This is a genomic window from Gimesia aquarii (assembly GCF_007748175.1).
Classification (GTDB): domain Bacteria; phylum Planctomycetota; class Planctomycetia; order Planctomycetales; family Planctomycetaceae; genus Gimesia; species Gimesia aquarii_A.
The window spans coordinates 1,192,139-1,218,343 of record NZ_CP037422.1 but is presented as its reverse complement, the minus strand read 5'-3'; the positions used below and the strand labels follow the sequence as shown (position 1 = coordinate 1,218,343).

The 26,205-nt window shown below is 45.3% G+C and carries 15 protein-coding genes; 7 read left to right on the top strand and 8 right to left on the bottom strand.

Translation table 11 applies throughout. The features are described 5' to 3' along the window. Positions 1-64: 64 nt before the first annotated feature. The 3 genes from V202x_RS04910 to hslU all read left to right on the top strand — a co-directional run bounded on the left by V202x_RS04910 (position 65) and on the right by hslU (position 3,715). Positions 65-1,483 carry a DUF1501 domain-containing protein gene (locus V202x_RS04910; protein WP_145171753.1) on the top strand — a complete coding sequence of 473 codons (1,419 nt, stop codon included), beginning with the start codon at positions 65-67 and terminating at the stop codon, positions 1,481-1,483. Between the two features lie 319 nt (positions 1,484-1,802). Beyond that, complete coding sequence (hslV, locus tag V202x_RS04905) at positions 1,803-2,363, top strand: ATP-dependent protease subunit HslV (protein ID WP_145171751.1); 561 nt, start codon at positions 1,803-1,805, stop codon at positions 2,361-2,363. Next, complete coding sequence (gene hslU / locus V202x_RS04900) at positions 2,351-3,715, top strand: ATP-dependent protease ATPase subunit HslU (protein ID WP_145171749.1); 1,365 nt, start codon at positions 2,351-2,353, stop codon at positions 3,713-3,715. Before hslV ends, hslU begins: the two co-directional genes overlap by 13 nt. Before the next feature lie 103 nt (positions 3,716-3,818). Here hslU and V202x_RS04895 read toward each other — a convergent pair whose 3' ends face one another. Further along, positions 3,819-4,727 (bottom strand): DUF1559 domain-containing protein, encoded by a 909-nt coding sequence (locus tag V202x_RS04895; RefSeq protein WP_145171747.1) that lies wholly within the window; start codon positions 4,725-4,727, stop codon positions 3,819-3,821. 330 nt (positions 4,728-5,057) lie between these two features. Here V202x_RS04895 and V202x_RS27365 point away from each other — a divergent pair, with 330 nt between their 5' ends. The 3 genes from V202x_RS27365 to V202x_RS04885 are packed head-to-tail and all read left to right on the top strand — an operon-like array spanning position 5,058 to position 7,124. Then, positions 5,058-5,369 (top strand): zinc ribbon domain-containing protein, encoded by a 312-nt coding sequence (locus V202x_RS27365; protein ID WP_197993230.1) that lies wholly within the window; start codon positions 5,058-5,060, stop codon positions 5,367-5,369. Then, positions 5,303-6,016, top strand: coding sequence for a Maf family protein (locus tag V202x_RS04890; RefSeq protein ID WP_145171745.1), 714 nt, complete (start codon positions 5,303-5,305; stop codon positions 6,014-6,016). The genes V202x_RS27365 and V202x_RS04890 overlap by 67 nt, the downstream gene beginning before the upstream one ends. Positions 6,017-6,053: 37 nt before the next feature. Beyond that, positions 6,054-7,124, top strand: a complete 1,071-nt coding sequence (locus V202x_RS04885) for a tRNA dihydrouridine synthase (RefSeq protein ID WP_145171743.1) — start codon at positions 6,054-6,056, stop codon at positions 7,122-7,124. Positions 7,125-7,222: 98 nt separating this feature from the next. Here V202x_RS04885 and V202x_RS04880 read toward each other — a convergent pair whose 3' ends face one another. Next, positions 7,223-12,112, bottom strand: coding sequence for a GEVED domain-containing protein (locus V202x_RS04880; RefSeq protein ID WP_145171741.1), 4,890 nt, complete (start codon positions 12,110-12,112; stop codon positions 7,223-7,225). A gap of 411 nt (positions 12,113-12,523) precedes the next feature. Beyond that, the gene (locus tag V202x_RS04875) at positions 12,524-17,266 is read right to left on the bottom strand and encodes a peptidylprolyl isomerase (RefSeq protein ID WP_145171739.1); all 4,743 of its coding nucleotides are present in this window, start codon (positions 17,264-17,266) and stop codon (positions 12,524-12,526) included. A 651-nt stretch (positions 17,267-17,917) separates the two neighbouring features. Here V202x_RS04875 and V202x_RS04870 point away from each other — a divergent pair. Beyond that, positions 17,918-19,858, top strand: coding sequence for a translocase (locus V202x_RS04870; RefSeq protein ID WP_145171737.1), 1,941 nt, complete (start codon positions 17,918-17,920; stop codon positions 19,856-19,858). 9 nt (positions 19,859-19,867) lie between these two features. On the opposite strand, the gene V202x_RS04865 is transcribed toward V202x_RS04870, so the two are convergent. From V202x_RS04865 to V202x_RS04845, 5 genes are all read right to left on the bottom strand, one after another. Next, a complete protein-coding gene (locus V202x_RS04865) occupies positions 19,868-20,647 on the bottom strand; it encodes an amidohydrolase family protein (protein WP_145171735.1) in 780 nt (259 codons plus the stop codon). Then, complete coding sequence (locus V202x_RS04860; protein WP_145171733.1) at positions 20,644-21,426, bottom strand: amidohydrolase family protein; 783 nt, start codon at positions 21,424-21,426, stop codon at positions 20,644-20,646. The genes V202x_RS04865 and V202x_RS04860 overlap by 4 nt, the downstream gene beginning before the upstream one ends. 19 nt (positions 21,427-21,445) lie before the next feature. Further along, positions 21,446-22,717 (bottom strand): PmoA family protein, encoded by a 1,272-nt coding sequence (locus V202x_RS04855; RefSeq protein WP_197993228.1) that lies wholly within the window; start codon positions 22,715-22,717, stop codon positions 21,446-21,448. A gap of 136 nt (positions 22,718-22,853) precedes the next feature. After that, complete coding sequence (locus tag V202x_RS04850) at positions 22,854-24,332, bottom strand: alkaline phosphatase D family protein (protein WP_232098843.1); 1,479 nt, start codon at positions 24,330-24,332, stop codon at positions 22,854-22,856. A 98-nt stretch (positions 24,333-24,430) separates the two neighbouring features. Continuing rightward, positions 24,431-26,122 (bottom strand): DUF11 domain-containing protein, encoded by a 1,692-nt coding sequence (locus V202x_RS04845; protein WP_145171729.1) that lies wholly within the window; start codon positions 26,120-26,122, stop codon positions 24,431-24,433. Positions 26,123-26,205 lie beyond the last annotated feature (83 nt).

The window sequence follows — 26,205 nt, the reverse complement described above, 5'->3', positions numbered from 1 at the left end:
GAGAGATTCGAGTTAACATTAACGCTGCGACCATACAGCCAATCAATACCAACTGAGACCTGCCATGAGTATTCTACCTCAAACACTTTATTCTCGACGCGAACTGTTAAAAAAATCAGCAGTTGGATTTGGGAATCTTGCCTTATTGTCAATGTTAAACGATGAAACGCAGGCGGCTTCCTCCAAAGATCCACTAGCGCCCAAAGAGCCTCATTTTACACCGCGGGCTAAGCGAGTGATCTTTCTGTTCATGAAGGGAGGCCCATCCCACATGGACACATTCGACTATAAGCCTCAACTGCAAAGGTACGACGGGAAACCATTACCTTTTGACAAACCACGTGTGCAATTTGCACCAACTGGAAACTTATTAAAATCGCCTTGGAAATTTAAGCAATATGGCGAGAGCGGAATTCATGTGAGTGAATTATTTCCTAATGTAGCCGAGTGTGTTGACGATCTTTGTATTATCAACTCGCTCCATGGAACGAACGCCGCGCATGGGGGGGCTTTACTTAAACTTCATACCGGCAGCGACGCTTTTGTGCGTCCCAGTATGGGGTCATGGGTGACGTATGGTTTGGGAACTGAAAATCAAAATCTCCCAGGCTTCATTACAATTTGTCCTACTTTGGCCCATGGTGGCGTCAAGAATTGGAGCTCCGCTTTTTTACCGGCCCCTTATCAGGGAACGCCTCTGGGGAATGCAGCCGTTGCTGCCGAACAGGCGCAGATAGAATATATCAAAAATAGTTTTCTTTCTCGTAAGGTCCAACGCAAACAGCTTGATTTTCTAAACGATTTGAATCGTCAACATCATCAGCACACTGGCCCCAATCAGGTTTTGGAAGATCGGATTGGTTCTTTTGAATTAGCATTCCGCATGCAGGAAGAAGTTCCTCAAGTTCAGGATATCTCTGGAGAAACAGAAGCCACTCGAAAGATGTATGGACTGAATGAAGAAAAGACGGCTGATTTTGGTCGTCAGTGTCTAATGGCACGCCGTTTTGCGGAGCGGGGAGTTCGTTTTATTCAGGTATCGCACAGTGACCAGAAAGTTCAATGGGATCAACATGGTAATTTACTGGAAGGCCATGGAAAAAATGCCAAAGAAGTTGATAAACCCATCGCGGGTTTACTGAAAGATCTGAAACAGCGCGGCTTATTGAAAGATACTTTGGTCATCTGGGGAGGAGAATTTGGACGAACCCCCACTGCACAGGGAAAGAATGGTCGTGACCATAATCCGGAAGGATTTACGATGTGGCTGGCAGGAGGGGGAGTCAAATCTGGCTTCCAATATGGTGCGACCGATGAGTTTGGTTACTATGCTGTCAAAGATAAGATGCACATTCATGATTTCCATGCCACTCTTTTGCATCTTTTGGGAATGGACCATAAAAAGCTGACCTATCGTTATGCGGGACGAGACTTCCGCCTCACAGATGTCGCCGGCCATGTAGCACACGGCATTCTTGCATAACTGTTTGGTGTGAGTGACACTGATTCATCATGATAAAGACCCTCTTTTGAAAAAATGAGGGTTTTTTTATGCGCGGTGAACCGCAATCGCATAAAATTCGGTTATGCGGTTCACTTTGAGACTATGGGAAAAATGATCATATCATCGTTGAGTCAATTCAAAGAGGAGCCGATCTGCTATGATTGAAAAACAGAGTCGTTGCAAGCTATGATTCAGGCTCAGTAAGCTTGCATGTGCTCTGACTCTGTTCTATGGTGTCCCTGCTTGGCATAATACCGGGCTTTTGTATCAGCATTTATTTATGAAATGTCGAGTTGTTATGAGTTCAAAACAGAAAAAAAAATGGCGTTCCACGACGATTTTAACAGTCCGTCATCAAGGTCAGGTGGCGATCGGCGGCGATGGACAGGTGACCCATGGCGATACCGTCATGAAAAGCGATACCCGTAAGATCCGCAAAATTCTGGATGGACAAGTTGTGTGTGGGTTTGCTGGATCGACTGCAGACGCCTTTTCACTTTTGGAACGCTTCGAAGTCAAAGCCAAGGATTATCCGGGAAACATGCCACGCGCGGCAACAGAGCTGGCCCGTGATTGGCGGACTGATCGGGTTTTACGAAAACTGGAGGCACTGATCATAGTCGTCAATCATGAGCATAGCCTGCTTATCACCGGGCAGGGGGACGTAGTCGTTCCTTCAGATGGAATCATTGGCATTGGTTCCGGGGGGAATTATGCCACTGCTGCGGCGAGAGCACTCGTAGGACATTCTGAGTTGTCAGCAGCAGAAATTGTGAAAACGTCTTTAGGAATCGCATCAGAAATCGATATCTATACGAATAATAATATCATCGTGGAGGAGCTTCCGTGCAAGAGTTAACGCCTCGGCAGATTGTCGCAGAGCTGGATAATCATATTGTTGGTCAGGATGATGCAAAACGTGCTGTCGCGATTGCCTTACGAAATCGCTGGCGCTGGCAGCAACTACCAGAAGAGATCCGAAAAGAAATCACACCAAAAAATATTATCATGATTGGGCCAACTGGAGTCGGAAAGACCGAGATTACTCGCCGTCTGGCTGGGTTAATTAATGCGCCCTTCATCAAAGTGGAAGCGACAAAGTATACTGAAGTGGGCTATTACGGGCGTGATGTCGAAAGCATGGTACGTGACCTGGTTGATTCTGCTAAGAATCTGGTGCGTGAAAAGAAACGGGTAGAACTGGTTGATAAAGCAAAGGTTCGAGTTGAAGAACGCTTACTCGACCTTTTGGTTCCGCCTCCGGATTGGGAATCATCTTATCAAGAGCCTACGGAAGGGGAGCAGGAGGAAGATTCAAAAGAACGCTACGAGCGCACACGAGACAAATTTCGAAAAATGCTGAGTAAAGGGGATCTGGAAGACAAAGAAGTTGAAATTTCTGTAGACCAGAAAAGTTCTCCCGTGCAGGTGTTCTCTAATATGGGTATGGATCAAATGGACGTTGATCTACAGGGAATGTTAGAGCGAATGATGCCTTCTCAGAGCAAAAGCCGCAAGCTGACTGTCGCCGAAGCGCGTAAGGTATTGCTCGAACAGGAAGTCGAAGGGTTAATGGATAAAGACGCTATTGCCGAGGAAGCAATTGAACTGGCGGAACGCAATGGAATTGTTTTTATCGATGAGCTCGACAAAATTTGTGCATCGGAAGAAGGAGGAAGCCGTGGTGGTGATGTAAGTCGACAAGGCGTACAACGCGATTTACTACCCATTGTCGAAGGAACTACTGTCCAGACACGTAGCGGCTCTGTGAAAACTGACTACATGTTATTTATTGCTGCAGGTGCTTTTCATCGCACAAAACCTTCCGACTTAATGCCCGAACTTCAGGGGCGCTTTCCGATTCGCGTTGAATTACAGGAACTGACACGCGACGACTTCTTAAGGATTCTGACCGAGCCAACCAGTTCGATTACGATGCAATATCAAGAGTTGTTGAAAACAGAAGGTGTAAAAATCAAATTTGAGAAAGATGGTCTGGAAGAATTGGCTAAAATTGCTTTTCAGGTGAATCAGACCACTCAGAATATTGGTGCACGACGACTGCATACGATTTTAGAGCGACTTTTGGAAGAAGTCAGTTTTGATGCACCCGATTTGAAAACAAAGAAAATCACCATTGATGCTTCTTATGTACAACAAAAACTGCATGCGATTGTTGAAGATGAAGATCTCAGTAAATTCATTCTATAGGGATTTACATTGTCTTGATTTTAAAAGTATCCCCATACACAAATTATAAAGTATTTGCGTTGGGGATACGTTTCACTTCTTTTTAATTTGAAAGACGTTTATTTTAAAATTCGCCGATTACATTTCCGTCACTGATTTTTCCAAGATTTTCGTAAGTCGTACCATCAATATTTTCGCTGATGAAACGCACGGCACCATCACCAAGGAGAAAGTGGGCACCGCCTGTATGCTGACTACTGAAAGCCCAAGGCAGAGTTCCATTGATTAGAGAACCAGGATGATTTTCCATTTTCCAGACCACAGAAGCCGTTTTTCCGTTATCAAAATAACCAACCCAGATGCCTCCGTTATAAGAGGTCGTTCCCACACGGCCTCGGGCTGTCTCACCAATCAGAACCGTATTACTGGCTCCGTCCTGGATATCACGCAGACGCGTATTGCTATTTGACCAGAAGGAACCATTGCCACCAGCTGCATTATGCGGGCTGGTATTAATTGTATTCCCAATACCTCGGCTACCATAAACACCTTTATAGTTTGAAGTTGCGTGTCCACCTCGATCAGTATTTAGATTACTTCCTGTGTCGGAAGGGCAGCGAAAGAGTGGGAGCGTAGTTTTGGACTCATCGGTAGGAGCGACAACCAGATTAATCCTTCCTACATTGAGGGCATTATAGAGGGGAGATTGGTCCAGAAATGGCAAGAGCATAGTTCCCCATCCCCATCCCGGGAGACAACCGCTGGTGCTGGAAGAACTAGCTTGGCAGGTAGAAGCAGTTGAGGGTTGAACCCAACCTGAAGGAAAAGAGCGGTGGGTTTCATGATAATTATGCAGTGCAAGGCCAAATTGTTTTACATTGTTTTTACAGGTACTGCGACGAGCTGCTTCGCGTGCTTGTTGCACGGCTGGTAACAATAGAGCGATCAAGATCGCAATGATGGCAATCACAACAAGTAACTCAATAAGTGTAAAACCAAAGCGTTTGCCCAGTTTTGAAATACGCGGCTGCATCTTTTCTCCTCTGATTGTAAAATGATTATGAATAAAAAGAATCCACCGAAGATTTTTGCTTCGGGTATGTATTTCCCTAGATATAAAAAATGAATTAGATTAGAGGCGTATGTTTACCTTTTTGTTGGTAAAAGTGCCTCAGTGGATTGATTAAGAGTCTTTTAAGATGGTTGATTCAACAACATCTGATAAGCGTCTCTGTTGAATACCAGGAATGAGCACAATCTCACTCAAAAAATTAATATTTTGTGAGCTTCGAATGAGTTTTGATCTTTCACTACTGATATGAGACGGTGTACAAAATTGTCTTTTTAAAGTAGGAAGACATAAGTGTTAGGATGTCTGTCTGAAATCAATAATTCAGACGTTTCTGAAAGTGATACGAAGATGGACGAGGATTGGAACTTGGCACCTGATGACGATTATGAGGATGCTGGGACTGACTCTGATGAGTTTGAGACGGCGACTGTTCCCTGTTCAAATTGTGGAGCAGACGTTTATGAGGAGGCAGTTGCTTGTCCCGTCTGTGGTGAGTATGTTGGTGTGAACACGCATCTTTTTAGTGATCGCCCTCAATGGTGGATCACTCTGGGAGTAGTGGGGGGCATTGCGACGATTTTGTGTTTGATATTTTTATTTTGAATGAAATGCAAAGGAAAATGATAAGCTTTGATAAGATCATTTTGGGATCCAGATCTCCTCGCCGTCGAGAATTGCTATCTCAGATGATCCCAATATCCTCTATTGAAGTAATTCCTCCACAGAATTCAGAAGAAGCGGATTTTGAGCAACTATGCGATTTAGAGTCCATTCGCCAGAGACTGATTTCTATTTGCAAAACAAAAAACGATGACGTATTAGAGCAAGTCAAACAGAGTACAGGCACCTTAAACCCAATCTTAACGGCCGATACCATTGTTGTGGTTGGGCAGGAAGATGCAAAATATCTCGTGTTGGGACAACCTCCTGAAACGGGCGAATGGGAGCAGACCGTCAGGCAATGGTTTACTGACTACTATGCTGGCAAGACACATCGAGTATTGACAGGTCTCTGTTTTCGATCGGGAGATCAAATCAAAACAGAAGTTGTGCAAACCCTGGTGACCTTTCATGGGATCGATTATGTTAACCGATATCTGGATTGGTATCTATCAATTAAAGAATCATTGGGAAAAGCCGGTGGGTATGCCATTCAGGAAAGTGGTACCATTTTTGTTCAACAGATTGAAGGCAGCCTGTCAAATGTTGTAGGATTACCTCTAGAGCAACTCGTCGAGTTGTTCCATTGAATGTTGCCATATTTTTCATCAAAGTCACATTTGTCTTATGCTACTTTCAAAATCGAGATCAACAGAATCTCCTGAAATTCAAATTGGTAATCGTATCCTCAAAACTCGGTATTTTCTCGCGCCTTTAGCGGGATATACGCAGTATGCTTTTCGTGTTGCATTGAGAGAGTTGGGTGGGTTAGGATTATGTACGACCGATTTGGTCCTGGCTTCACAAATGATGGCCGGCAGCCGTAAATCCAAGGCACTATTGATGACTTCTGTTGAAGATGAACCTCTTACCGTACAGATCTTTAGCGGAATCACTTCCGAGTTAGTGAGAGGAGCACGCTGGTTAGAAAACCGTGGATACGAAGCCGTCGATATTAATATGGGGTGTCCGATGGCAAAGATTAACGGGAACGGGGGTGGCGCAAGGATTATGTGTGCTCCGGAGGCAGCCTGTCAGATGGTGGCTGATGTAGTAGATGCCGTCTCTATACCAGTGACAGTGAAAATGCGATTGGGATGGGACCGAGATTCCATTACAGCACCTCTCCTGGCGAGCGAATTTGAAAAAGCAGGAGTAGCGGCAATCACCATTCATGGACGCACGCGCAATCAAGGTTTTGGAGGGTCCGTTGATCGAGAGGGAATTAAACAGACGGTTGAAGCAGTTCATCATATTCCCGTGATAGGTAATGGCGATATTTGTACGGTTGAGGATGCCTTTCAAATGAGGAACGAAACCGGGTGCGAAGCGGTTTCCATCGGCCGGGGTGCTATGCTTGATCCCTGGATTTTTCGTAAGATCTCTCAGGCTGTTCGGGGAGAAGAACCTGTCTCAGAACCAACTGATGAAGAGCAAATTCAATTTCTGGTTCGTCATTTTACGCTGATGATAGAGCAATATGATGACTATGGTTGCAAGTTGATTCGCAAATTTGCCGCTTGGTATGGAGCCCGGTTGGGAATTCCAGAGGATTTGGAGGATCGCTTACGACAATTTGAATCGATCGACGAATTCCATGATATCGTTGCGCAAATTCGCTTGCGGCATGGAGAACGCAAATCCTCAATAGCGACCGCATTAGTTAAGACACCCAATGGTCCGGTAGAACGTTGGTGAAATCGAAAGGGATGTTAAGTAGTACGGTCAAAAAAGTAAGCCCTCTGAAATATTTCATTCAGGAGGGCTTGTTTCTGTTTCAATTGTGAGCCGCCGTTTTAGTTAAGAATATCATGAGCACCGGCATTGTTCAGATCCAGTCCCAGATCAAGCAGGAACCAGTCATCACCTCGGGCAACAGCTCCAAAGAGCTCATCAACCTCACCATCGTTAAAGACAGTAGTGCTATCCAGCTTGATATTGTTGACACCCGTTGCGGTGTTGGTGACACGTGTGCGAATATTTTCGACACGATCTCCAAATGGTGTGGCTGAAGTCCATTCTGACAGGATTCCAAATAGTTGAGTCAACCCATTGTCGTAGACCGTGGAACCACCAATCAGAATATCACCATTGGCACCATAGTTTGTATACGTCGCTTCATCATGACCACGTATATAATCTGCTCCGACTCCGCCGATCAAAATATCAAACCCGTCAGGGCCACCTTCGAGAACATCGTTACCAGCACCACCGACTAGGACATCACTGGCCCAGCCACCTTGTAAGTAGTCATTGCCAAGGCCACCAAAGAACATGGATTCGGTATCGTAAAAGGTGTCATCTGCGATGATTTGATCGTCTCCGCCCAGACCCCAGGCATACACACCACCAGTGGGAGCAAACTCTCCAAGATTGACGCCGTTAATCGTAACCTGGATCAGACCAGCAAAATTTTCCGAGATCAAGATGATGTCATTTTGCTGAGTACCTGTAATAAACAGAGCCGATTTTCCAGGTCGGTTCGGGTCAGGTAGTAAACCAACAAAGTTTTGTGGAACGATTGTGACCAGATAGTCTTCTACTTCACCATCAGCGGCAGGGCTGGTTGTGGTTAATCCACCAGCTGAACTCAGTCGGAATCGAGCGGCAACTTCACCCACGACGATTCCCGGTGGTAACGATACTGCAACAGAATTGGCACCAGCAACCACAGCATGGCTGCTGAGAACTTGCTCATTAGCTTCCCAGGTTCCATTGCCGTTGAAATCAATCCAGGCATCGATAAACCCAATTCCAGTCGAAAGTACCGTAATAGTGGAAGCAGAATCGCCGGCAATGATAGGATTCAGCAAGATGCCGTCATCATCATCGAGATTAGCGGCTGCGGATTCCTGGCCATCAGCTTCAGCAGAGACGACACTCCCCAGTAAGAGGCCATTATTATTAAGAGCGTGTTGTGGACCTTCACCATCCGGATCACCAACGAGGTTGGGGAAGGAGTCGGGAGCATCACCAAAATCAACACCGTTAGAGGCGACGATGAGTGCTGTATCGGTAATCGTTTGAGGAGTTGTGGTCCCAAAGGGCCCTGCAAACTTGAGAACTTGACCCAGGTCGGTGTCAACGACATACAGATTATTATCAGGGCCGAAGGTAACACCATATGGTAGTTCCACTGCCCGGCCAAAGGTGTAATTGTCAATGAAATCGCCTGTGTCTGGATCGAAGCGGAGGATACTTTCAGTCGCTCCATTAGCAACATACAATAGCCCATCGGGACCAATTGTCAGACCGCGTGGATTCGTAAGACCGCCAGTACCTGCGGCAATGAACGGACCGCCAGGAAATTCAATTCCATTGGAATCAAACTTCATGATTTCATTAGTGCTGAAGCTGGCTACATAAAGGTTTCCACTTGAATCGAAGGCCATACCGTAGGGCTCACGAATCCCAAGATCAACGTTAGAGACGAATAAATCGGCGGCACCTGTAATAAAATCAATTTTATAAATGCGATTGAGTAATCCAGTAGTCCCGACATATAGATTTCCATCAGGTCCAAAGGTAATAAATCGTGGTTCAGAAAAAGCACCAAGTGAAGCAAAGACTCCATTTCCGATAATTGCTCCCGTTTGACCATCGTAACGTAGGATTTGTCCGGTATCAGAACTGGCGACATATAGGTTGCCATCAGGCCCAAAGGCCATTCCATTGGGGACATCAAGTCCCCCTGATCCTGGAATTACAAAGGAACCTTCAGAAGCTCCTGTTTGACCATTGAAACGTTCGACAGTGTGGTCCGAACCATTTGAATTTTCAAAACCATTGCTTACGTAAAGATCGCCATCAGGCCCAAAGATGATATCGCGTGGGCTGTTCAAACCAGATGATACAAATTCGAGCAGGAAATTACCCGGTTGGCCTTGGCCTGTGTCAGCATCTTCATAGGCTGCCGTAATGGTTTCACCAAATACAACCTCCAAGGTTCCATTTTCAGTGACCACTGTACCGGGCGAGGAAAAAATCGTACCTACAAAGGTGCCAGATCCTGTTGCCGTTAAAACAACGGTCTCTGAATCTCCACCCGATGATGTCACTAGTACATTTACTGTGGCAGCTCCCAGTAAATCACCATCACTCACAGTGATGGTAATCAAATCACCGGCATCATAAGTGGCTGCATCAAAGGTAATCGTACCAAAACGTGCAGCAGTCAAATCGACACGGTAGTCTTCGACTTCACCGTCAGGTGCAAAGCCAGTGACACCAAGCCCCGCTTGTGTACTCAAACGAAACCGGGCGAAGGTTTCTCCAATACTGAATGCGGCTCCTTGTGGGATAGCAATTTGAACTGTAGTCACACCGGCAGTGACCTGAAGATCAGTGACAACTTGCTCACTTATATCCCAGACGCCATCGCGATTGAAATCAATCCAACCCTGCAGGAATCCATCGCCAGATGATTCTACCTGAATTGTTGTAAATGCATCGCTTTGAGAAATCCCGTTTGAAAGGAAGATGATACCATCATCGTCGGCACCATCACCCGATGCATCCAGACTGGGAAGTCCATCTAGTTCCAAATCAATAGATGAGCCAAGTGTCAGCCCCCCTTCCAAGTTGTGTCTGGCTCCGTCATCTGCGAGTAAGGTTGGGTAGGGGCCAGGAGCGTCCCCGAAATCAAGACCAAAGTTACCGGCGGTAGAAAGCCCAAATGCTAATGTGTTGATACTGTCCTGTCTGCCAAAAAATTCAAACAAGAAGTCCGTCCCAAATTCGACGGGATCATCGTCAGTAGTGCCGAAGAAACCATCAGGACCAATACCAATGCTGTTGCCAATATCTCCCCCTACGTCCATAATTTGAGAGTCGGCGTTAAACCTCGAAGTGTGCCAAAGCCCGAAGAAGTGTCCTGCCTCGTGTGAAACAATATTTCCCACTGCCTCTCCCACCAAATCTATGATAGTGGTGTTAAAGTTTCGGATAATATTATTCAGAGAGTTAGGGTCAGCTGGATTGGTACTACTGAGTAAATCGAGCAGAACAACCGCTGACTCCGTGGTATCAAAGTTTCCGACATCGATTGATTCCGCAATTCCGATAGTACTAATCCCAAACTCATTGATTGTACCACCTACGATGACACGACTGACGTTTTCCTGGCCAAAAGGATCGGCATGATCGCGGCTATTCAAAATTCGGATACCATAGTCACCAGGATTGTTGGTTGTAGCAAAATCGCCATTGTTTCCTAGTAAACCAACATCAGCAAAGTTGTCAGTAATCGTTGCCATGATCGCATCAATCACGGCATCTTCATCTGCATCTGTCAACCCCCAATTACTGAGGAAAGCACTTAAAGGAGAGAGATTTGCAATATCGGGGGGAACTAGAAAATCATCGAAGAGAGCTGGGTCAACACTGGCACCATCAAAGTCAATGAACAGAGTTTGAATCGCCCCGGAATCGACGAGTTGCGTTTCTAACTCAGGACGGAATACTTTTAATTCAAGATTATATAGACCGGTAATTCCCGTGACTGAGACAAAATAAGTACCAGCAGTCGGTGCTACGAAAGAGGCCGAGGCATTTCCGTTTCCAGGTAAAGGACTATCTTCAGGATAGAGATCAGACAGAAACCGTGACGATTCGATAAGTATCTGACCTGTGGAGTCATACAATGTTAGTGTTTGACCTGCACCAAATACATTCGCACCAAGAATATCACCCGCTTCTAAGTCAAAGGAGTAATAATCAATATCAACTGCATTTAAGCCAATAGTGAGATTATAGGTTCCTTCGGCGCTTGCATTTGGCCCGACACCGGCACCACTGGTTTCATCAGTGGGATCACCTGGAAACCCTGTACCAAACCCACCTACCATAATATAGTAATCATCATCCAAGGGAGCGACAAAATCGATCAGGCTATTGAGGAATGTGCCACTATCATCATCTGAATCCAGTTGAGTACCAGAACTGCTATAGATAGCGACAATGGGGTCCAAGCCAAAGAATTGCGTTGCATCTTCGACGGAAACTGTAATTCTCTCACCTGCTTGAACTCCTCCTAGACGGTAAAAATCAAAGTCCCCAGTTCCAGTTCCAGCGCTGCCATGAGGCCCATCCCCAATCGTTGCTCCCAGAACTTGAATCTGGCGACCGCTTGTCAGACCTAGGTTATTCGCTAAAGGAATTGAGCCATCATCTTCTGCAAAGGGAGCGAATGTAAGCGTACCTCCTGAGTTTGCCAGAAAGCCAGCAAGATCAACTTCAAAGTCATCATCGAGGCCTGTCCCAAAGCCAGTAATAAACTCTGCATTGGACAGATCGTCATTCGCCCCTGTCGTACCAATGGTTTCATTTTCATTTGTGGCAAATTGTGTAAAACCATCTGGATTATCAACTTGTCCCAAGTCATTTCGATTTTTTTCTTTCTCCTCGTCAGAGACAGGGGCAGTCGCTCTTTTTTCTGCTTGAGTTTCATGAGAAAGCAAAATTACCGGACGTTCATCGTTTTCTGTGTTAGACGTTGTATCATCCACGGACGGATTCGCTGCTGAGAGCAATGTCCTGTCTTCTAAGAGTTCAGTGGTAGAAATCACAATTGATAACGAGTTGAGGCGTTGATTTCGTAACCGTCTCTCACGACCTTTGCGAAGGTAATTGAGGAGTGAACCAAATCGACCTGATTGATTACGACGTTTAGTTCTCGTAAACATCATTTGTATCTTTCCATATCATGCTAAAACAGGAGACTCTGTTTTATGCGAGTAGCTTGTCTTTACAGAATTACTGATAAAATTTCGATAACTCTATTATTTTTAAACACTTAAGTATTTGGTGTGTAAAAAGAGATGCATCCAAATATTAATCACTTTTCACGATATTTGTTGATATAAGCCTATTTTTTGCAAATTCTGTTAAAATAGGCAGTTTAAAACCGATTGTGCAGCAACAAAACTACGGATGTCAAGTAAAAGATTCAAAGATCGCCCGAAAAATGAGTGTTGCAAACTGATTTTATGGCTCAGTCCAAGTTTGGTTGATACGTTGTGGACGTTTGAAGTACTATTTTCTCACAATTTAGATGGTATTTTCCTGGCAAAAGTATTTAGCAGGGGCTTTATGTGTATTTAAATGCTTTCGAACTCAGGATCTAAATAACGTCCGAAATATTCATCTGTTTCTGTAAAATCTTTACTTTCATTCAAAGGAAGTTTTCGTTCTCCGGGGGCCAAATCGGGTTCCATCAGAGAATCCTTATGATCATGTTCGTGTCCCAGTAAGTGGTTTAATTCATGCATTAGGACAGTCAATAGGTCAATTTTTCCTTCAGCAGAGCTGAATAAAGAGGCCTCAAATATTCCTGCAACTGAGGTTCCATTAAATTCTTCATTCGAAAGTGGAGTCTGATCAACGAACCATCCCCAACCTGCTGCGTTTACATCCAGGTAGATAATATTAGTAGCCGTGTCTGCTTTTGCTAACTGATTTCCGGGTAGTTCAACAATTTGAACTTCTACATCAGCAAGTTCTTCATTCAACGTGTCGCCATAAACGCCAGCCAATTGTTCTTGGGCAGCATCGAGAACGGGTTCTACCTTTTCGGATGTGATGGTTTCTAGATTTGATCCAACCGGATTGATGATTGAAGTAATCAGATTATTTTGTTGCCAGACTTCATCAAAATTAGATGGATAGACAAAAAAGTTATCGCTTCCCTGCGTCTTCCGATAATTTGAAGCAAACAGGATCAGATCACGAAAATCAACTCTTCCGGAGCGGTTAAAATCCGCAGCCCAGGCACCCGGTGCTCCTGGATCACCAGTAGATTTATTGTAGACTGAGGCAAAGAGGATCAGGTCTTTGAAGTCGATGGATCCATTATCGTTGAGATCATATAAGGCGGGAACCAAAGTTAAGTCAACCGCCACCCCCTCTGTTACAGAAACATCACCTAATGAGGAAGAGAGATCACTGTTTGAGATTTCAAAATTCAAGTTAGCAACAGGTTGAATATATTGGCCGTCGGCATTTAAAGGAATCGGTTTCACAGAGAGATGAACGCGTGCTAACAGAACACGTGACTCCGCTCCGTGGTCAGTCTGAGATGTTGTTGCGCCAAGTCCAGTGATCGTCCCTGCGTCGTTGTCAATATTCCCTGTTTGATTTCCAGTGAATTCAGGTCCGTATTCGATGGAGTTGGCAATCAAGTACTGTGCATCGAAGCTTAAGTCGACTGAAGCAGCAGTCACTCCGTTTTCTGAAGAATTTGTTACACTCACCCAGATTTCAACAATCACCGGATTCCACTCATCGATAAAATCGACATTGGAAGGCAGAGAACCGACTTCCCCCGAACTTCCTACATTGGTGGCTGCCCGCTTCACGGTCAGTTCAGCACTACCCAGCACTGACTCTGCTTCGTAAGCTCCGATATCAACCCGACTGATGGAATCATTATTTCCATCCGCTACTCGAGCTGAGTCTCTCTGGTCCAAAGTCAAAGCGGGAGTAAAACCATTTGGGTCAAATGCGGGAGCACCAGCGTCGATTGCTACGCTCGTAGTAGAGAGGGCGTGTGTTTTTGTTAAGCCGCCGTTCTCGGCCAGAGGCAGTAAGCCAGGATCCTGACCGGTGATAAAGTTGGTTCCACTTATAGTCACACCAGTTGTGTTTTCAATGAGACTATAGGTTCCGCGAAGCTCTCCCTGTATACCCCAGGCGTCGTCTCCACCATTTGTAGCGGTGTTGTCTGCGATGATGGTATTGTTAACTATGACTTCACTATCAAAATTTAAGTGGAGTCCTCCCCCTTGATTTCCGGCAGTGTTATTTGCGATCGTACTGTTATTAATAACTCTATTACCCACTGAGCCATCCGGATCGACAAGGAAAATCCCACCACCGTTCTGTTCAGCATGGTTTCCAGAAATCGTGGAATTCAGGATGGATGTCACTGTGCTTTCACCAGCATGGATTGCTCCACCATCAGCGGCCAAGGCGAAATTTTCTGAGAAAGTACTATTCAGAACGGAAAGGGTTCCACCTACTTGAAACAAACCACCGCCTGAACCAGAGCTTCGGTTATCATGGAACGTTGATCCAGAAATGGTAGTTGTTGAGTTAGATGCATAAATCCCGCCTCCCTCTGCTGATGCATTTAATAATACAACACCGGATCCATTACTGATAAAGGATGAGTTTGTAATTATGAGTTGGCCATTACGGTGATAGACCCCACCGCCGCTACTATGACCAGAATTATTTGAGAGTACACTGTCTGTTATGGAAAGGTCGGCGTTTAAGACATAAATACCACCACCAGAACCGCCAGTAGATTCATTGTTGTCAATCGTGGTCTGAGTGATCGTAACCGATCCAGATGTACTATAGATGGCCCCCCCCTCTGCTTGTTGCACACTATTAGATTGCAAAAATGAGTTTGAAATTTCGAGTGTACCTGTATTGTAAATTGCTCCACCACCGGATCCATTGTTCGATTTATTATTGATCAAATCGCTATTGGTAATCACTAGATGTTCAGAATTGAAAATGGAACCACCAGAATCATCTGTTTGACCGTTGATTAATTTAAGGTTTTGCAAGCTGACGAGGAGAGTATTTTCTGATGTTCCATCGTCGATTAAAAAATGCCGAAATGGCAGGCCCGGATTATCGGCATCAAGGGTTAGTAACGCATCTCCTTCTGGTGATGTGGGTGCAATAATTGTGAGTGAGTCAGTGATCAGAAATCTGCCGGCAAGATCTATTGTTCTAGTTGAGCCGGAGCCTTCATCGATAAATAAAGCAGGATCAAACATGATCGTATCGTGACCATTTCCCGCAGGGGCTACATCGAAAGGATTATCACTATTCGCTGCTTCAATAGCCTCACGCAGAGAAACTTTCCCATCCGCGGTTGTTTGGTCATTGAGTGTTGTGACTAAAATTACTCCTGTAGGAGCAATAGAGAAATCCACGGTTGCTAGATTAGAGGATATTCCAAGATTGTCGTAGACTCGATACGTAAATGAACCAAGACCCATAAACCCAGAACCATCGGAGATATAATTCACAGTACCATCCGCATTGGTAGTGATTGTTCCATGAGCAGGTTGATCTACAATTTCAACAGATGTGAGATCGAGTGTACCATCAGAATCCGTATCATTTGATAAAATGTTGATTGGCCCAGGTGTTGCGCCTTGTAGTGCAAAAAAATCATCGTTGGCAACTGGAGGGTCTCCGACTCTGACTGTGATGACTTGATAATCAATGGCAAATAGGTTGAAGCCAGCAGCAACAACGATTTCATAGACCCCAGGTGCCAGATCAGATGGGGGACTGATAGTGAGTAATCCAGTTTCGGAGTCAACCCTATAGAGCCCTGCCGGTATACTTTCCACGGGTGAAGCGAGGCCGAGGAGCTCAGCACCCGGTACTCCAGAGTCTGCGCCAGCTGTAGGGAGTCTTGATTGATCATAGTAAACAATCTGTGATGAAAGATTACCGTTGAGGACTCCAAGGTCGATATCGATTGCTTCTAATTGGTAACTGACTGATTCTCCCGGACTCAACTGGAATTCCGGAATATCAGCCAAATAAGGATTCGCATTTGAAAGGCTACCCAGACTATTAATGGTATCTGGAGTTACATTCACTTGAAATACGCGTTGTTGAGTGTTGCCATCCTGATCCTCTACAGTAACGGTAATTGTTGACGTTCCGGTGTATCCTTCTGCTGCGGTCAATACAAGAGTTGCATTTTCTGAGTCTGTAAAGACCTCTACCGTTTCAATTGTGACTGTAAAGTTGGGAAGATCGTCAGTAACCGGAATATTGCTAATGGCTTCGCGAACTTCTTCACCTTCGACCAGGAACCCAAAGATGGTATGCTGAAAATCATCAATTCTATTTGGGCCATCAGTGATAATGAACTGGGAATCGTTCTCATCATCATGCGTTTCACCATCTGAAGGATTATTAGCTGATGTATTGATTAACTGATCGGGTATTTTATACATTGTGAGCAAGCCCGATTGCACATGTTGTAATTCTGGATGAAACTGGTCATCAAAATACCCCAGACTAGATTCTTCCGGTTCTCCATCGGTTCCAACCGCCCCTCCTCGAATCAGGCCGTTTATGATTTGATGTAAACGGACATTTTCACTGACAGTATCATCCTGATTATAAAAGCCCATTTCAGCCAGCTGAATGAAGCGTTCTGTTGCGCGCGAGGCTCTACCTTCAAATAATTCGAAGACCATATCTCCATAACCTTCGACGGAGATGCGGATACTACGATTGCCAGATAGAATCCGGGCTCCTACATCAGGATTACTGCTTTCCACGGTATAAGTCAACGGACCGTTTTCAGGGTCAAAACCATCCAAAGCGACATGCAGGGCAGTGCCGGAGAGGAGATTCTGATCTGGAATTTCTTTCAGAAAAGGAGCTTCGGACATCGGAATATCGATACCTGTTGCCGTGGCTAATTGCTCAAGAGTTTGAACACCTTCAATTAAAGTTCCATTTGCCAATTTCCACGTAGGTAAAACGGTAATGCCTTCAGTGTTGGCAATGCTGTTTAGATTTTGATTTGAGTCTGTGACTTCAATAAAGTTGAGAAATTGGGCGCCGTCTTCAAAGAGTGATTTTTGAGCCGTGGTATCTGCATCCCATGCTGCACCGTAGAGCTTTACATCTGCAGCTGTTAAGGCTTGAGCGAATGCGATTAGATCAAGCCCAGTCAAAAGTGTCCGATCTTCCAGCTTTTCGGTAGCGACGAGTGGAGTTGTGGCCTGTTTTTTTCGACGGTGGTGTCTATTACTTCGAGGATGCCACATGTTGTCCATGAATTTAGAAATCATTGGGTTGGTATCTTTATATCTTCTACTGGTCTTCAAGGGTGAGAGATTTCAACACTCAAGCACGTTTCAATACCTCTAGGTCAATAAATTGCTGAATGTTCAGCTACCGATTTTAAAGAGGAACATATACCTAAAAAAACAGGTAATTTGGAATGTTTCCAATGTTTAGTAGAATTGAGCGGTTTGCATGATTTGATTCTATCCAGCATACTCAAAAAACAACCTGCACCAGAAATGACGATTGGTTCAGATTAATCTAACATTTCAGACATCAACTTGCCCAATCATGTTGATTTAAGTCAACACGCTGTAACAACTTACTATTGCAGGCTCTTTTTCAGTATCTGAAAGAGAATTCGCGATAAAAAAATTGTGATGAATATGGTTGTTTAATTAAAATAGTATGACTTTGTAGACAATCTGAAAGAGCATGGGTTGTAAGTCTATTTGTTACAATAGCTTATACGATGTGATTTTTTGTGGTTTCGGTTTGTGATACCGTACTCTGTTCTTTTATGAATTTTCTTTTCTGCCGTTACATTTCAGATATTTGTCCGTCATAATTATTGAGCATTTGTCAAACTGCCTTGAGTAGTTTCATCGGTAACAAGATTTTCTTTTTATGATTTATTGAGCGTTCCAGGAGGTACTTTGGGCGTCGCATCTCATAGCTATCATTGGATGAAGACCGGTTTTCGTCCCGCGAAATCACGAATTTCTCGTTGGAGAGTTGAAGCCAATCGGATCATTAAGCGTTGCGAATCGCTTAAAAAAATGACCGATGATCGGCTGGAACGGTATTCATTAGAATTGCGCTGGCGTGCAAAATCTGGCGAACCTTTGAAGAAAATTCTTCCCGAAGCATATGCATTGGCGCGGGAATCTGCATGGCGTACCCTGAAAATGGAGCATTTCCCTGTGCAACTTATGGGGGGGATGGCTCTGTTTGAAGGTGGTATTGCGGAAATGCAGACGGGTGAAGGCAAAACCCTGACTGCCGTGTTGCCCGCCTACCTGCGTGCTCTGATGGGAAAAGGCTGTCACGTGATCACCGTCAATGATTATCTGGCACAACGTGATGCGGAAATTATGTCACCGGTCTTCAATAAGCTGGGGCTCTCGGTGGGGACGATTACAGCTGATATGGAAGATGAAGATCGTCGTACAGCTTACGCGTGTGACATTACATATGGCACAGCCAATGAAATGGGCTTCGACTTTCTTCGCGATCGAATCAGAATTGGAGCCAGTGCACCCGGGCAGTTAGAGCAGGCGATCTCCAATCATAAAACATCGGGCAAAGAACCACTTGTGCAGCGCGGGAATTATTTTGCTTTAATCGACGAAGCCGATAGTGTTCTAATTGATGAAGCGCGTACACCTCTGATTATTGGTTTGATCCAGCCGAACGATGCTGCTTCAGTGAATTTATTTCGTTGGAGTAATCGAGCCACCCATCAGTTGGAGTCGGAAGAAGACTTTGTTTATGAGCCCAAAAAACGCTCTGCTTACCTGACGGATCAAGGTTGTCGAAAAGTATTGTTAATGCCCAAACCCTCGCTGCTCGATTCCATTGATACTGAGCGAATCTATAAACAGGTTGAGCAATCTCTGGTCGCCCGTTTTGGATTTCTGAAAGATCGAGATTACGTAGTCGTGGATGAGGAAGTGGTGATTGTCGATGAATCCACGGGTCGCATGATGGATGGTCGGAAGTGGCAGGATGGACTACATCAATCGATCGAAGCACAGGAGCATGTTCCCGTGACCGCTTCGACTGGACAGGCAGCTCGCATTACAGTGCAAAGTTTCTTTCAAAACTATTCATACCTTGCTGGCATGACTGGTACCGCCGCTCTTGCTGAAAAGGAAATTCGCAAAACTTATAAAGTTTCAGTGACGTCGGTTCCCACACATCGCCCCTGTTTAAGAATCGGTGATCCGCCTCGTCTGTTCAAAACAGTGCAGGCCAAACGCATGGCCGTAGTTGAGGAAATAGAACGTATCCGATTAAAACGATGCCCTGTTTTGGTGGGAACGCCTTCTGTAGAAGCCTCTGAAACATTGGGTGATTTGTTGGCGATGAAAGCGATTCCTCACCAGATTTTGAACGCCAAGTATCACGAACAAGAAGCAGCAATTGTGAAGAAAGCCGGAGAGCCATCACGTGTGACGATCGCTACCAATATGGCGGGGCGTGGAACCGATATTCTGCTCACTGATGAAGTGCGTGAAAATGGTGGCCTACATGTCATAGCGACTGAAATGCACACCTCTGCACGGATCGACCGACAATTGATTGGTCGGTCTGCCCGTCAGGGAGACCCCGGGCAGTATCAGTTCTTTCTTTCTCTGGAAGATGAACTCTTACGTTGTCTGGAAACGCATCAACTCCAAAGAATCATCGAGTCTGCCAAAGCAGATGAGAACGGTGAGCTTGCTCCGAGTTGGATTTCCTTCTTCAATAATACTCAATCATTTCTGGAAAAACTGCATCGAAAACAACGCCGTGATATGTTGAAGCAGGAAAAGCACCGGATCGAAATGTTTCATAAGATGGGGCTCGATCCCTATCTGGAATGGACCGAGTAACGCTGTTTACTATGAGTCAGTCACAAAAAATCGCTCTCGTGCATTCTGCCAGATGATTTGCTGTTCGATTTCCATTCCCAGGTTGGATTCTTTCAGTTTATTCAGGCTGGATTCCAAGTAGAAAAAGGGAGCATATGATCCGAAGAGAATCTGCTGATATGGGACTTGTTTCATCAGCTTTTCAATCCCGCCGACTCCCTCCAACATCGCAATTTCAACGGTGAGGTTTGGATTTTCTGTCAGACTGGTTAATTTCGCGCCTCTCAATGATTTCATTCCGTTGAGAATTGTTACCTGAAGTTGATCGTGTTGTTTCATTAGGTCTGGCAAGGCTTCAAATTTGACATCCGGAATTCTCATCAGGGGATGATGCGTGCGATCATCTTCCATTCTCATCGCGATTTGAATGAAGAGCTTTCGTTCTGAAGCCATAGCAAACAGCTTGTTCACTTTATCATCACTCAATTGGTATTGATGATAATTGGGGTGTAGACGCAAGCCAGGCATCGCAAGTTCTTCATGGCAGGCAATCACATCTGCTTCCCAGTTTGGAAGGTTGAGATTAATACTTCCTATGGGGATCAATGTGCCTGAACCAAAAGATTTACAGTCGTCAGACAGACGTTGATTGACGGATCGGATATCTTTATGCAGGAGCCCGTCAAAACTACCTGCAAAGCCCTGACTGATTTGATTCTGCTTTAACTTTTTAATGAGCGCGGGAGTCTCATCATTCGGCAATCGTCGGAAGGGCCACCGGGAAAGGTACACGTTCGTATCGAAAATCATACTTTGATTCCCTTCGCGTTCAAAATGGGAGTCAACAATCGTTTGAGGTTGCCCCCTAGAATTAATCGCTTGGAAACTTCAGGAATGTCGGCCCCCTGTACTTTGGCCAGTTGAGACGAAAAACTGCGACCACCAATATCGCTGCCATAAATGATCCGATCTGCTCCCAGAGTGCGGACTGCCATTTCAGTAGCGCCGGCTGTAGGATCAAATCCGCCGAATCCCGCGTACACATTAGGGCTATTCTGAATGGCACGAATTCCCAGTTCCCAGTCACCACCCGTGTGCCCGGCGATAAGAGGAATCTTCGGATGTCGTTTTGCCATGAGTGCCAAGTCGCTGGATGTCGATTCTCCGACCAGGTTACCACCTGTTTTGAACCATGTATGTTGATAAATTAACGCGTTTAATTCTCCTGCGCGTTTGATAATCGGGTCGATTTTCGGATCGTTACATCTCGTGGCTACCCACAGCTTCACTCCCACCATCGGCCCGTTCTTCACACAACGATCTAATTCTTTAAGACTTTCCTCAACATATTTTGCATTGAGATAGACAAAGCCAAATGCCCGATCATGCCAATGGCTGATCGCTTGCATCACATCATCATTTTGTTTTCGAAATTCTTGGGGAGTTGGATCTGTCAAAAAAGGCCACCCCATAAAAAAAACGAGTCGTTCGACTCCCATGCGGTCGGCATAATCCATCAACTGTGCGATACGTTCATCGACCGTTTTTCCATCCACTCCAGATAGATGACAGTGTAAGTCCCAAATCATTGGTAATTCTCTCAGCGGTTTAATTATTTTCTGTAACTAGCTGTAACGTAGTTTGTGGTGGGTCGGCATAATTTTGCCAAATTTGTTCTGTCTCTGGAAGCGTTGGACCATCGTGTACTAGAAAACGATATCGACTGATGTTTGGCTGCTCTGGTGTAATTTTCCAGTCACCCAAAGCACTGGGAGTAAACACCATATACGGCATCGATGGATGAATACGCACAGGTTCGGGATGACGAAAATTAGTGCGATGACTCAGGATTGTAAAACCACTCCAGGGAGTTTCAGCAGTGGGTCTTCCATAGATATCACACCAGTGTGCGCGATCATGATTCCCATCTTTTCGTGTCTTTCCATTGGAAGTCAAAAAGCGGCAATTGTTTTTATCCCAGCCACGCCCTCCACGAATTGCCATACCCCCATAATGATATTTGGGAAGGAGTAAAGGACTCTCCGAGGCACAACGTGCTTCTGAGGTAATGTCATACATCCAGAATTTTGGTTGTTTTACTGTCTGGTTCCAAACTCGAATCGTCCAGGTTTCCAGTAAAGCGGCTTTTTCTTCAGAGCCGGTGAGGTCGACGTGTTCCTGTTTCACTTTCAGTTCGGCAAACACAGGTCCTGACTGTTGTGAGACCAGCTTATGAAAACGGACACGCCCTTTATTACTTTTGATTTCCCAGAAATTCGTGACTCGTCCTTCGAATAAACAATTGGTATAAGCCAGAAATTGCCCGCTCTGATGTGCATGATCGGGAGGAAATTCATCGGAAACGATTTTGCCACTGGGCGTCCAGATAGGATGGATATGCGCGCTGCGCCCATAAAGCGGATGTAAAAGTTTAGGTGCCGCTCTATGTTTGTAATTGTAATTTAATACGCGACGATTCCCGATGCACATCTGGAATGCTTCGCCACTATCTTTGATCGAAACGTCATTTTCGAAAGTCGTTTGTCCTATCTTGATCTCAAAAACTCGTGAGGTATCAGCTGTTGTTTTACCCGGTGGAATGAACCAGAGACGGTTGGCTGCATTTTTCCTGTTTTCGATTTGTGCGGGGATCGTTTTTGTACCAGCAGATGATTTCTCTACAAGATAAACGTTAGCGTCAGGTAAGCCTGTTTCTGGAAGTAGCACAAAAACCGGTTCGTCGGTAATTGCGTGCTTTCCCGACTTAAGTGTGATTTGACCAATGGTTGGATCTGCGGCGTGGATTGCGCTTAGCATCCCGATCCATGGAAAGGTCAATGCTAGAATCAGCCGTTGAAAGTAGGGTACGAATCGTTTCATTAGAGTCTTTCTGCAAGGGACAAACATACTTTCGTATGATCATTGAACAGATTCTCTCTATGCTACCGCTTTACTTGAACCTCTTGCAATAATTTGTCCGATGATTATGAAAGATCGACGAGAATGAAAGTCAGAATCATGGATCAATCGCTCGCTGTTTTTGGACCCGGTGTAACAGCTTTCCCTGCTCATCATAGAACTGAAATGATGCGGTTCCCGTATTTCCGTCTTGAGTGGGTTTCACAGTGACATACAGAAAGCCGCCCGAGGCGGGATTTGACGTATAGGGTTGTCTGATTTGTGCGTCAGGGTCGGTTCCTTTTTTGGCTCCCGGTTTAATCCCTAAACGGGAATTCGCATCGACGAGTGCGCCAGTGGAAAACTCTTCGATACCAGAGGGATCAATTGAGTGGTATTGCCAATGCCGGTCTCCGCAGATCAGATAGAGACCCTGCTGGTCCAGTTTCTCTTGTTTGATCCACTGAAAAAATTTATCGCGTTCCTGCCGAAATCCACCAATGTTGGTGTGGTTATCTTTCTTGGATTTATCATCAGGCCCAATCATGGGAGTAGGAGAGATAATCAGTTTGAACGTCGCATCTGAATTCTTGAGTGTGTCTTTGAGCCAGTCACGTTGTCTGGTTCCCCAGATCGTTTTTTCAGGCCCATCAGGTGAACGATTGGGACTGCGATAATCGCGATTTTCCGTAAACCAAACCTGTAATAGTTTTCCCATGCGTTGTGTACGATACGTAATCGGGTTCTGGTTTTTTGGATCAACAATGGGAACCTGTTCGCGAAATATACGTAGTCCAAGTTCATTCGAAGGGGCTCTGCCACCGGTCAGATCACAGTCATTATACCGAAAGTCATGATCGTCTTTTTCCCAATAAGTGGGAACTTGAGCAAAGAGGTCGATGAATCGCTGTTGAGCAAATTGTTCATGCCATTTCTTTCTGAGCTCTGCAGCTGTTTGTGCCGAGTTTTGACGTGGATGATCATAGTAAACGTTATCACCCGTCCCCACAAAAAAATCCGGCTTTAATTTCAAGATACTAACCAGTGCCGGAAATCCCAGTTGTTTATCTTCTCCCTGGTATGCAGGACGGTTTTTACCAGCACCATGATGAAAGAAGTGAAAGTTCATGCCTGTCACTACGGCAAAGTTGATTTCTGCAACTTGTTCAGCGACGGGAAGGGTTTGGAAGGTATTAGTGGGGCCGGTTTGAATGGATGTTTTTTCAGATCCATATTGGAGCCGGTAGTAATAACGTGTCCCTGGCTTCAGCTCCATCACCAGCGTCTTCACGATAAAATCATGTTCGGGTTTTGCAGTGAGCCATTTAGTAAAAAATGCATTCTGAAAGTCTTTCCGAGTGGAAAGTTCAAAGCGGGCGATACCAAATCTTCCTGGAAGGTCTCCGGTTTCATCTAATTCTGGTGCGGTCAATCGTGATTGGAGAATAACCGAATCAGTACTGAGTTCTCCCACCATTTCGCCTTGCCTGCGCTCTGGCTGCTGGGCTAAGGACAGAGTAGGAAGGCTCAGCATGCAAACAGAAATCATTACATAGCGGAATGAAAAACGTTGATGGACTCTAAGAAGTAAGCTCATGGTGGTTCTCTCCACGATTCTGCAATACGGTATTCAAACGAAATAGTGTTCTTTCGATGGTAACCGAATGTGGAAGAGTGATTCAACTCAAGGTGCCATCAGGGGACCAGATACATAACCGGCGGAAGATAGACGGGCTGGCAGGGACAGAACTGAGCTGGTGATGATGACTCGGTAGGCACTTTCGATTGTGCAGGAGTCTGTTGAGAGGTTGTTGGTTTGGGTTCTGTTTTTCTCTCTACGATCTTTTGTTTTAACGAGGTCTGTTCCAGCGAAACGCCTTGTGCTGCCAGAGCCGCCTGTGATGTGACGAACCCAGGTTTCGTCGCACGTACGCGTGCACGTAATTTACGAGATTCACGGACAGCCAATTGGTCAATTTTCAACATGAGTCGTTGGCCTTCTGCGTGTTCAAGACCTTCAGGCAGGTCCAGATTTAATACGATTCCACGCTGGTCGTTTCGTCCTTGATTACTGACGATGAAATCGAGTGGAAAGATTTCTCCCTCTGTTACCACCTCAGGACCTGTCATTTGTACTGCCAGTCTAGGGGCAGAGATGTCAGTAGAAGCGGTGACTTTGGACGCGAGTCGGATAATGGAATTGGTTTTTGCATTACCTTCCTGATCAAGGAAGACTTTGATCTTGAGCTCCCGCTCTTCATCAGGATCAAGTCGGGCAATGTTCCAATACAGATGATTTTGTTTGACTTCAGCGGGGGGAGAAACATCTACCAGACTCGTCGCAGGCGAGAGTTCTTCATCGATTTGAACATTGTAGGCAGGGCTGGTTCCCTGGTTTTTTACCAGGAGGGAGTAAGTCAGCAGATTTTGGACGGTTCCGTTTTGAGGTATCCGTTTGCGAATTTCAATATTTAACTGGTCTGACTGCTGAGGAGCCGTCACACGTGTCAGTCGGTCGAGTTGGCTACGATCAAGGGGTTGTTCCTGACCCACCTGTAAATGTTCCCCTCCAGGAAACCGCTCGCGATACAGAGTGGGGCGAATTGTTTGTTGAGTTCGAGTTTCTGCTCTGACTAGATCAAAGAGCTTCCAGTTTTGATCGAACAAAAGAAGTTCTGCAGGATCAAGTCGGCTTTCCATTTCGACTGGAGAGGGCTGTGATTTCAGGACAAAGGACTCGTCGATTGCCGGATCCAAAATTTCTCTTTCAATGATTCTGATTTTTTGTACGTCCATGACAATTACGGGAGCCGTTGCTGGCTCTGGATTCTTATTGAACTCGGGTAGTTTAAATGGTGTCTCCGGTCTTTCTTCGAGGACGACAACTTCGGAGATTGTTTTTTGAAACTCTCCGAAAGAGATATACAGAGGCTCTGATCCTACTTCGACCCAGGCATAAGGCGAGGGAACTTCAACATCAATGCGTGAATCAATGGGTTCAGAGTCGGGCAGTTTTGTGATTTCGACTTCAGGTGCGGTAATACGATCGGCAACTTGTTTCACTTTATCCTCTGGCATCGCCAGGAGCAAAACGACCGTGAGAATAATGGCAACACATCCAACAGCAGAGGCAAAAGACCATTCAGGATCGCTACTAAAAAACGACCTTATTTTTTGCAGCCAGACAGGTGCATAGTCTTCAAATTTGAGTGAGAAATCAAATTCTTCCAGTTCAGCATTGCTGGCATTCAAACCAGACTCTGGTTCAGTCCCTTCCTCTGACAGTGGACCTTCAAAATCCGTTGGCCAGCCTTCATCCGTTTCGCTCTCAGGAGCGAGTGGTTCACGACGATTCCAACTCGAGTTTTGGTCATCTGACTCGGGCATCACAGTTCAAGTCCGTTGAATTTGCTATTGCACGTCTATTTCAATCATAGCAGCTTCAAAGCAATTATCGGGGATCCAAAAAG

Bases quoted from the DNA above. Each gene is read 5' to 3' on its own strand.
- V202x_RS04910 (WP_145171753.1), top strand. From the start codon at position 65: ATGAGTATTCTACCTCAAACACTTTATTCTCGACGCGAACTGTTAAAA.
- hslV (WP_145171751.1), top strand. From the start codon at position 1,803: ATGAGTTCAAAACAGAAAAAAAAATGGCGTTCCACGACGATTTTAACA.
- V202x_RS04895 (WP_145171747.1), bottom strand. From the start codon at position 4,727: ATGCAGCCGCGTATTTCAAAACTGGGCAAACGCTTTGGTTTTACACTT.
- V202x_RS04890 (WP_145171745.1), top strand. From the start codon at position 5,303: ATGGTGGATCACTCTGGGAGTAGTGGGGGGCATTGCGACGATTTTGTG.
- V202x_RS04885 (WP_145171743.1), top strand. From the start codon at position 6,054: ATGCTACTTTCAAAATCGAGATCAACAGAATCTCCTGAAATTCAAATT.
- V202x_RS04880 (WP_145171741.1), bottom strand. From the start codon at position 12,112: ATGATGTTTACGAGAACTAAACGTCGTAATCAATCAGGTCGATTTGGT.
- V202x_RS04875 (WP_145171739.1), bottom strand. From the start codon at position 17,266: ATGATTTCTAAATTCATGGACAACATGTGGCATCCTCGAAGTAATAGA.
- V202x_RS04865 (WP_145171735.1), bottom strand. From the start codon at position 20,647: ATGATTTTCGATACGAACGTGTACCTTTCCCGGTGGCCCTTCCGACGA.
- V202x_RS04860 (WP_145171733.1), bottom strand. From the start codon at position 21,426: ATGATTTGGGACTTACACTGTCATCTATCTGGAGTGGATGGAAAAACG.
- V202x_RS04855 (WP_197993228.1), bottom strand. From the start codon at position 22,717: ATGAAACGATTCGTACCCTACTTTCAACGGCTGATTCTAGCATTGACC.
- V202x_RS04850 (WP_232098843.1), bottom strand. From the start codon at position 24,332: ATGAGCTTACTTCTTAGAGTCCATCAACGTTTTTCATTCCGCTATGTA.
- V202x_RS04845 (WP_145171729.1), bottom strand. From the start codon at position 26,122: ATGCCCGAGTCAGATGACCAAAACTCGAGTTGGAATCGTCGTGAACCA.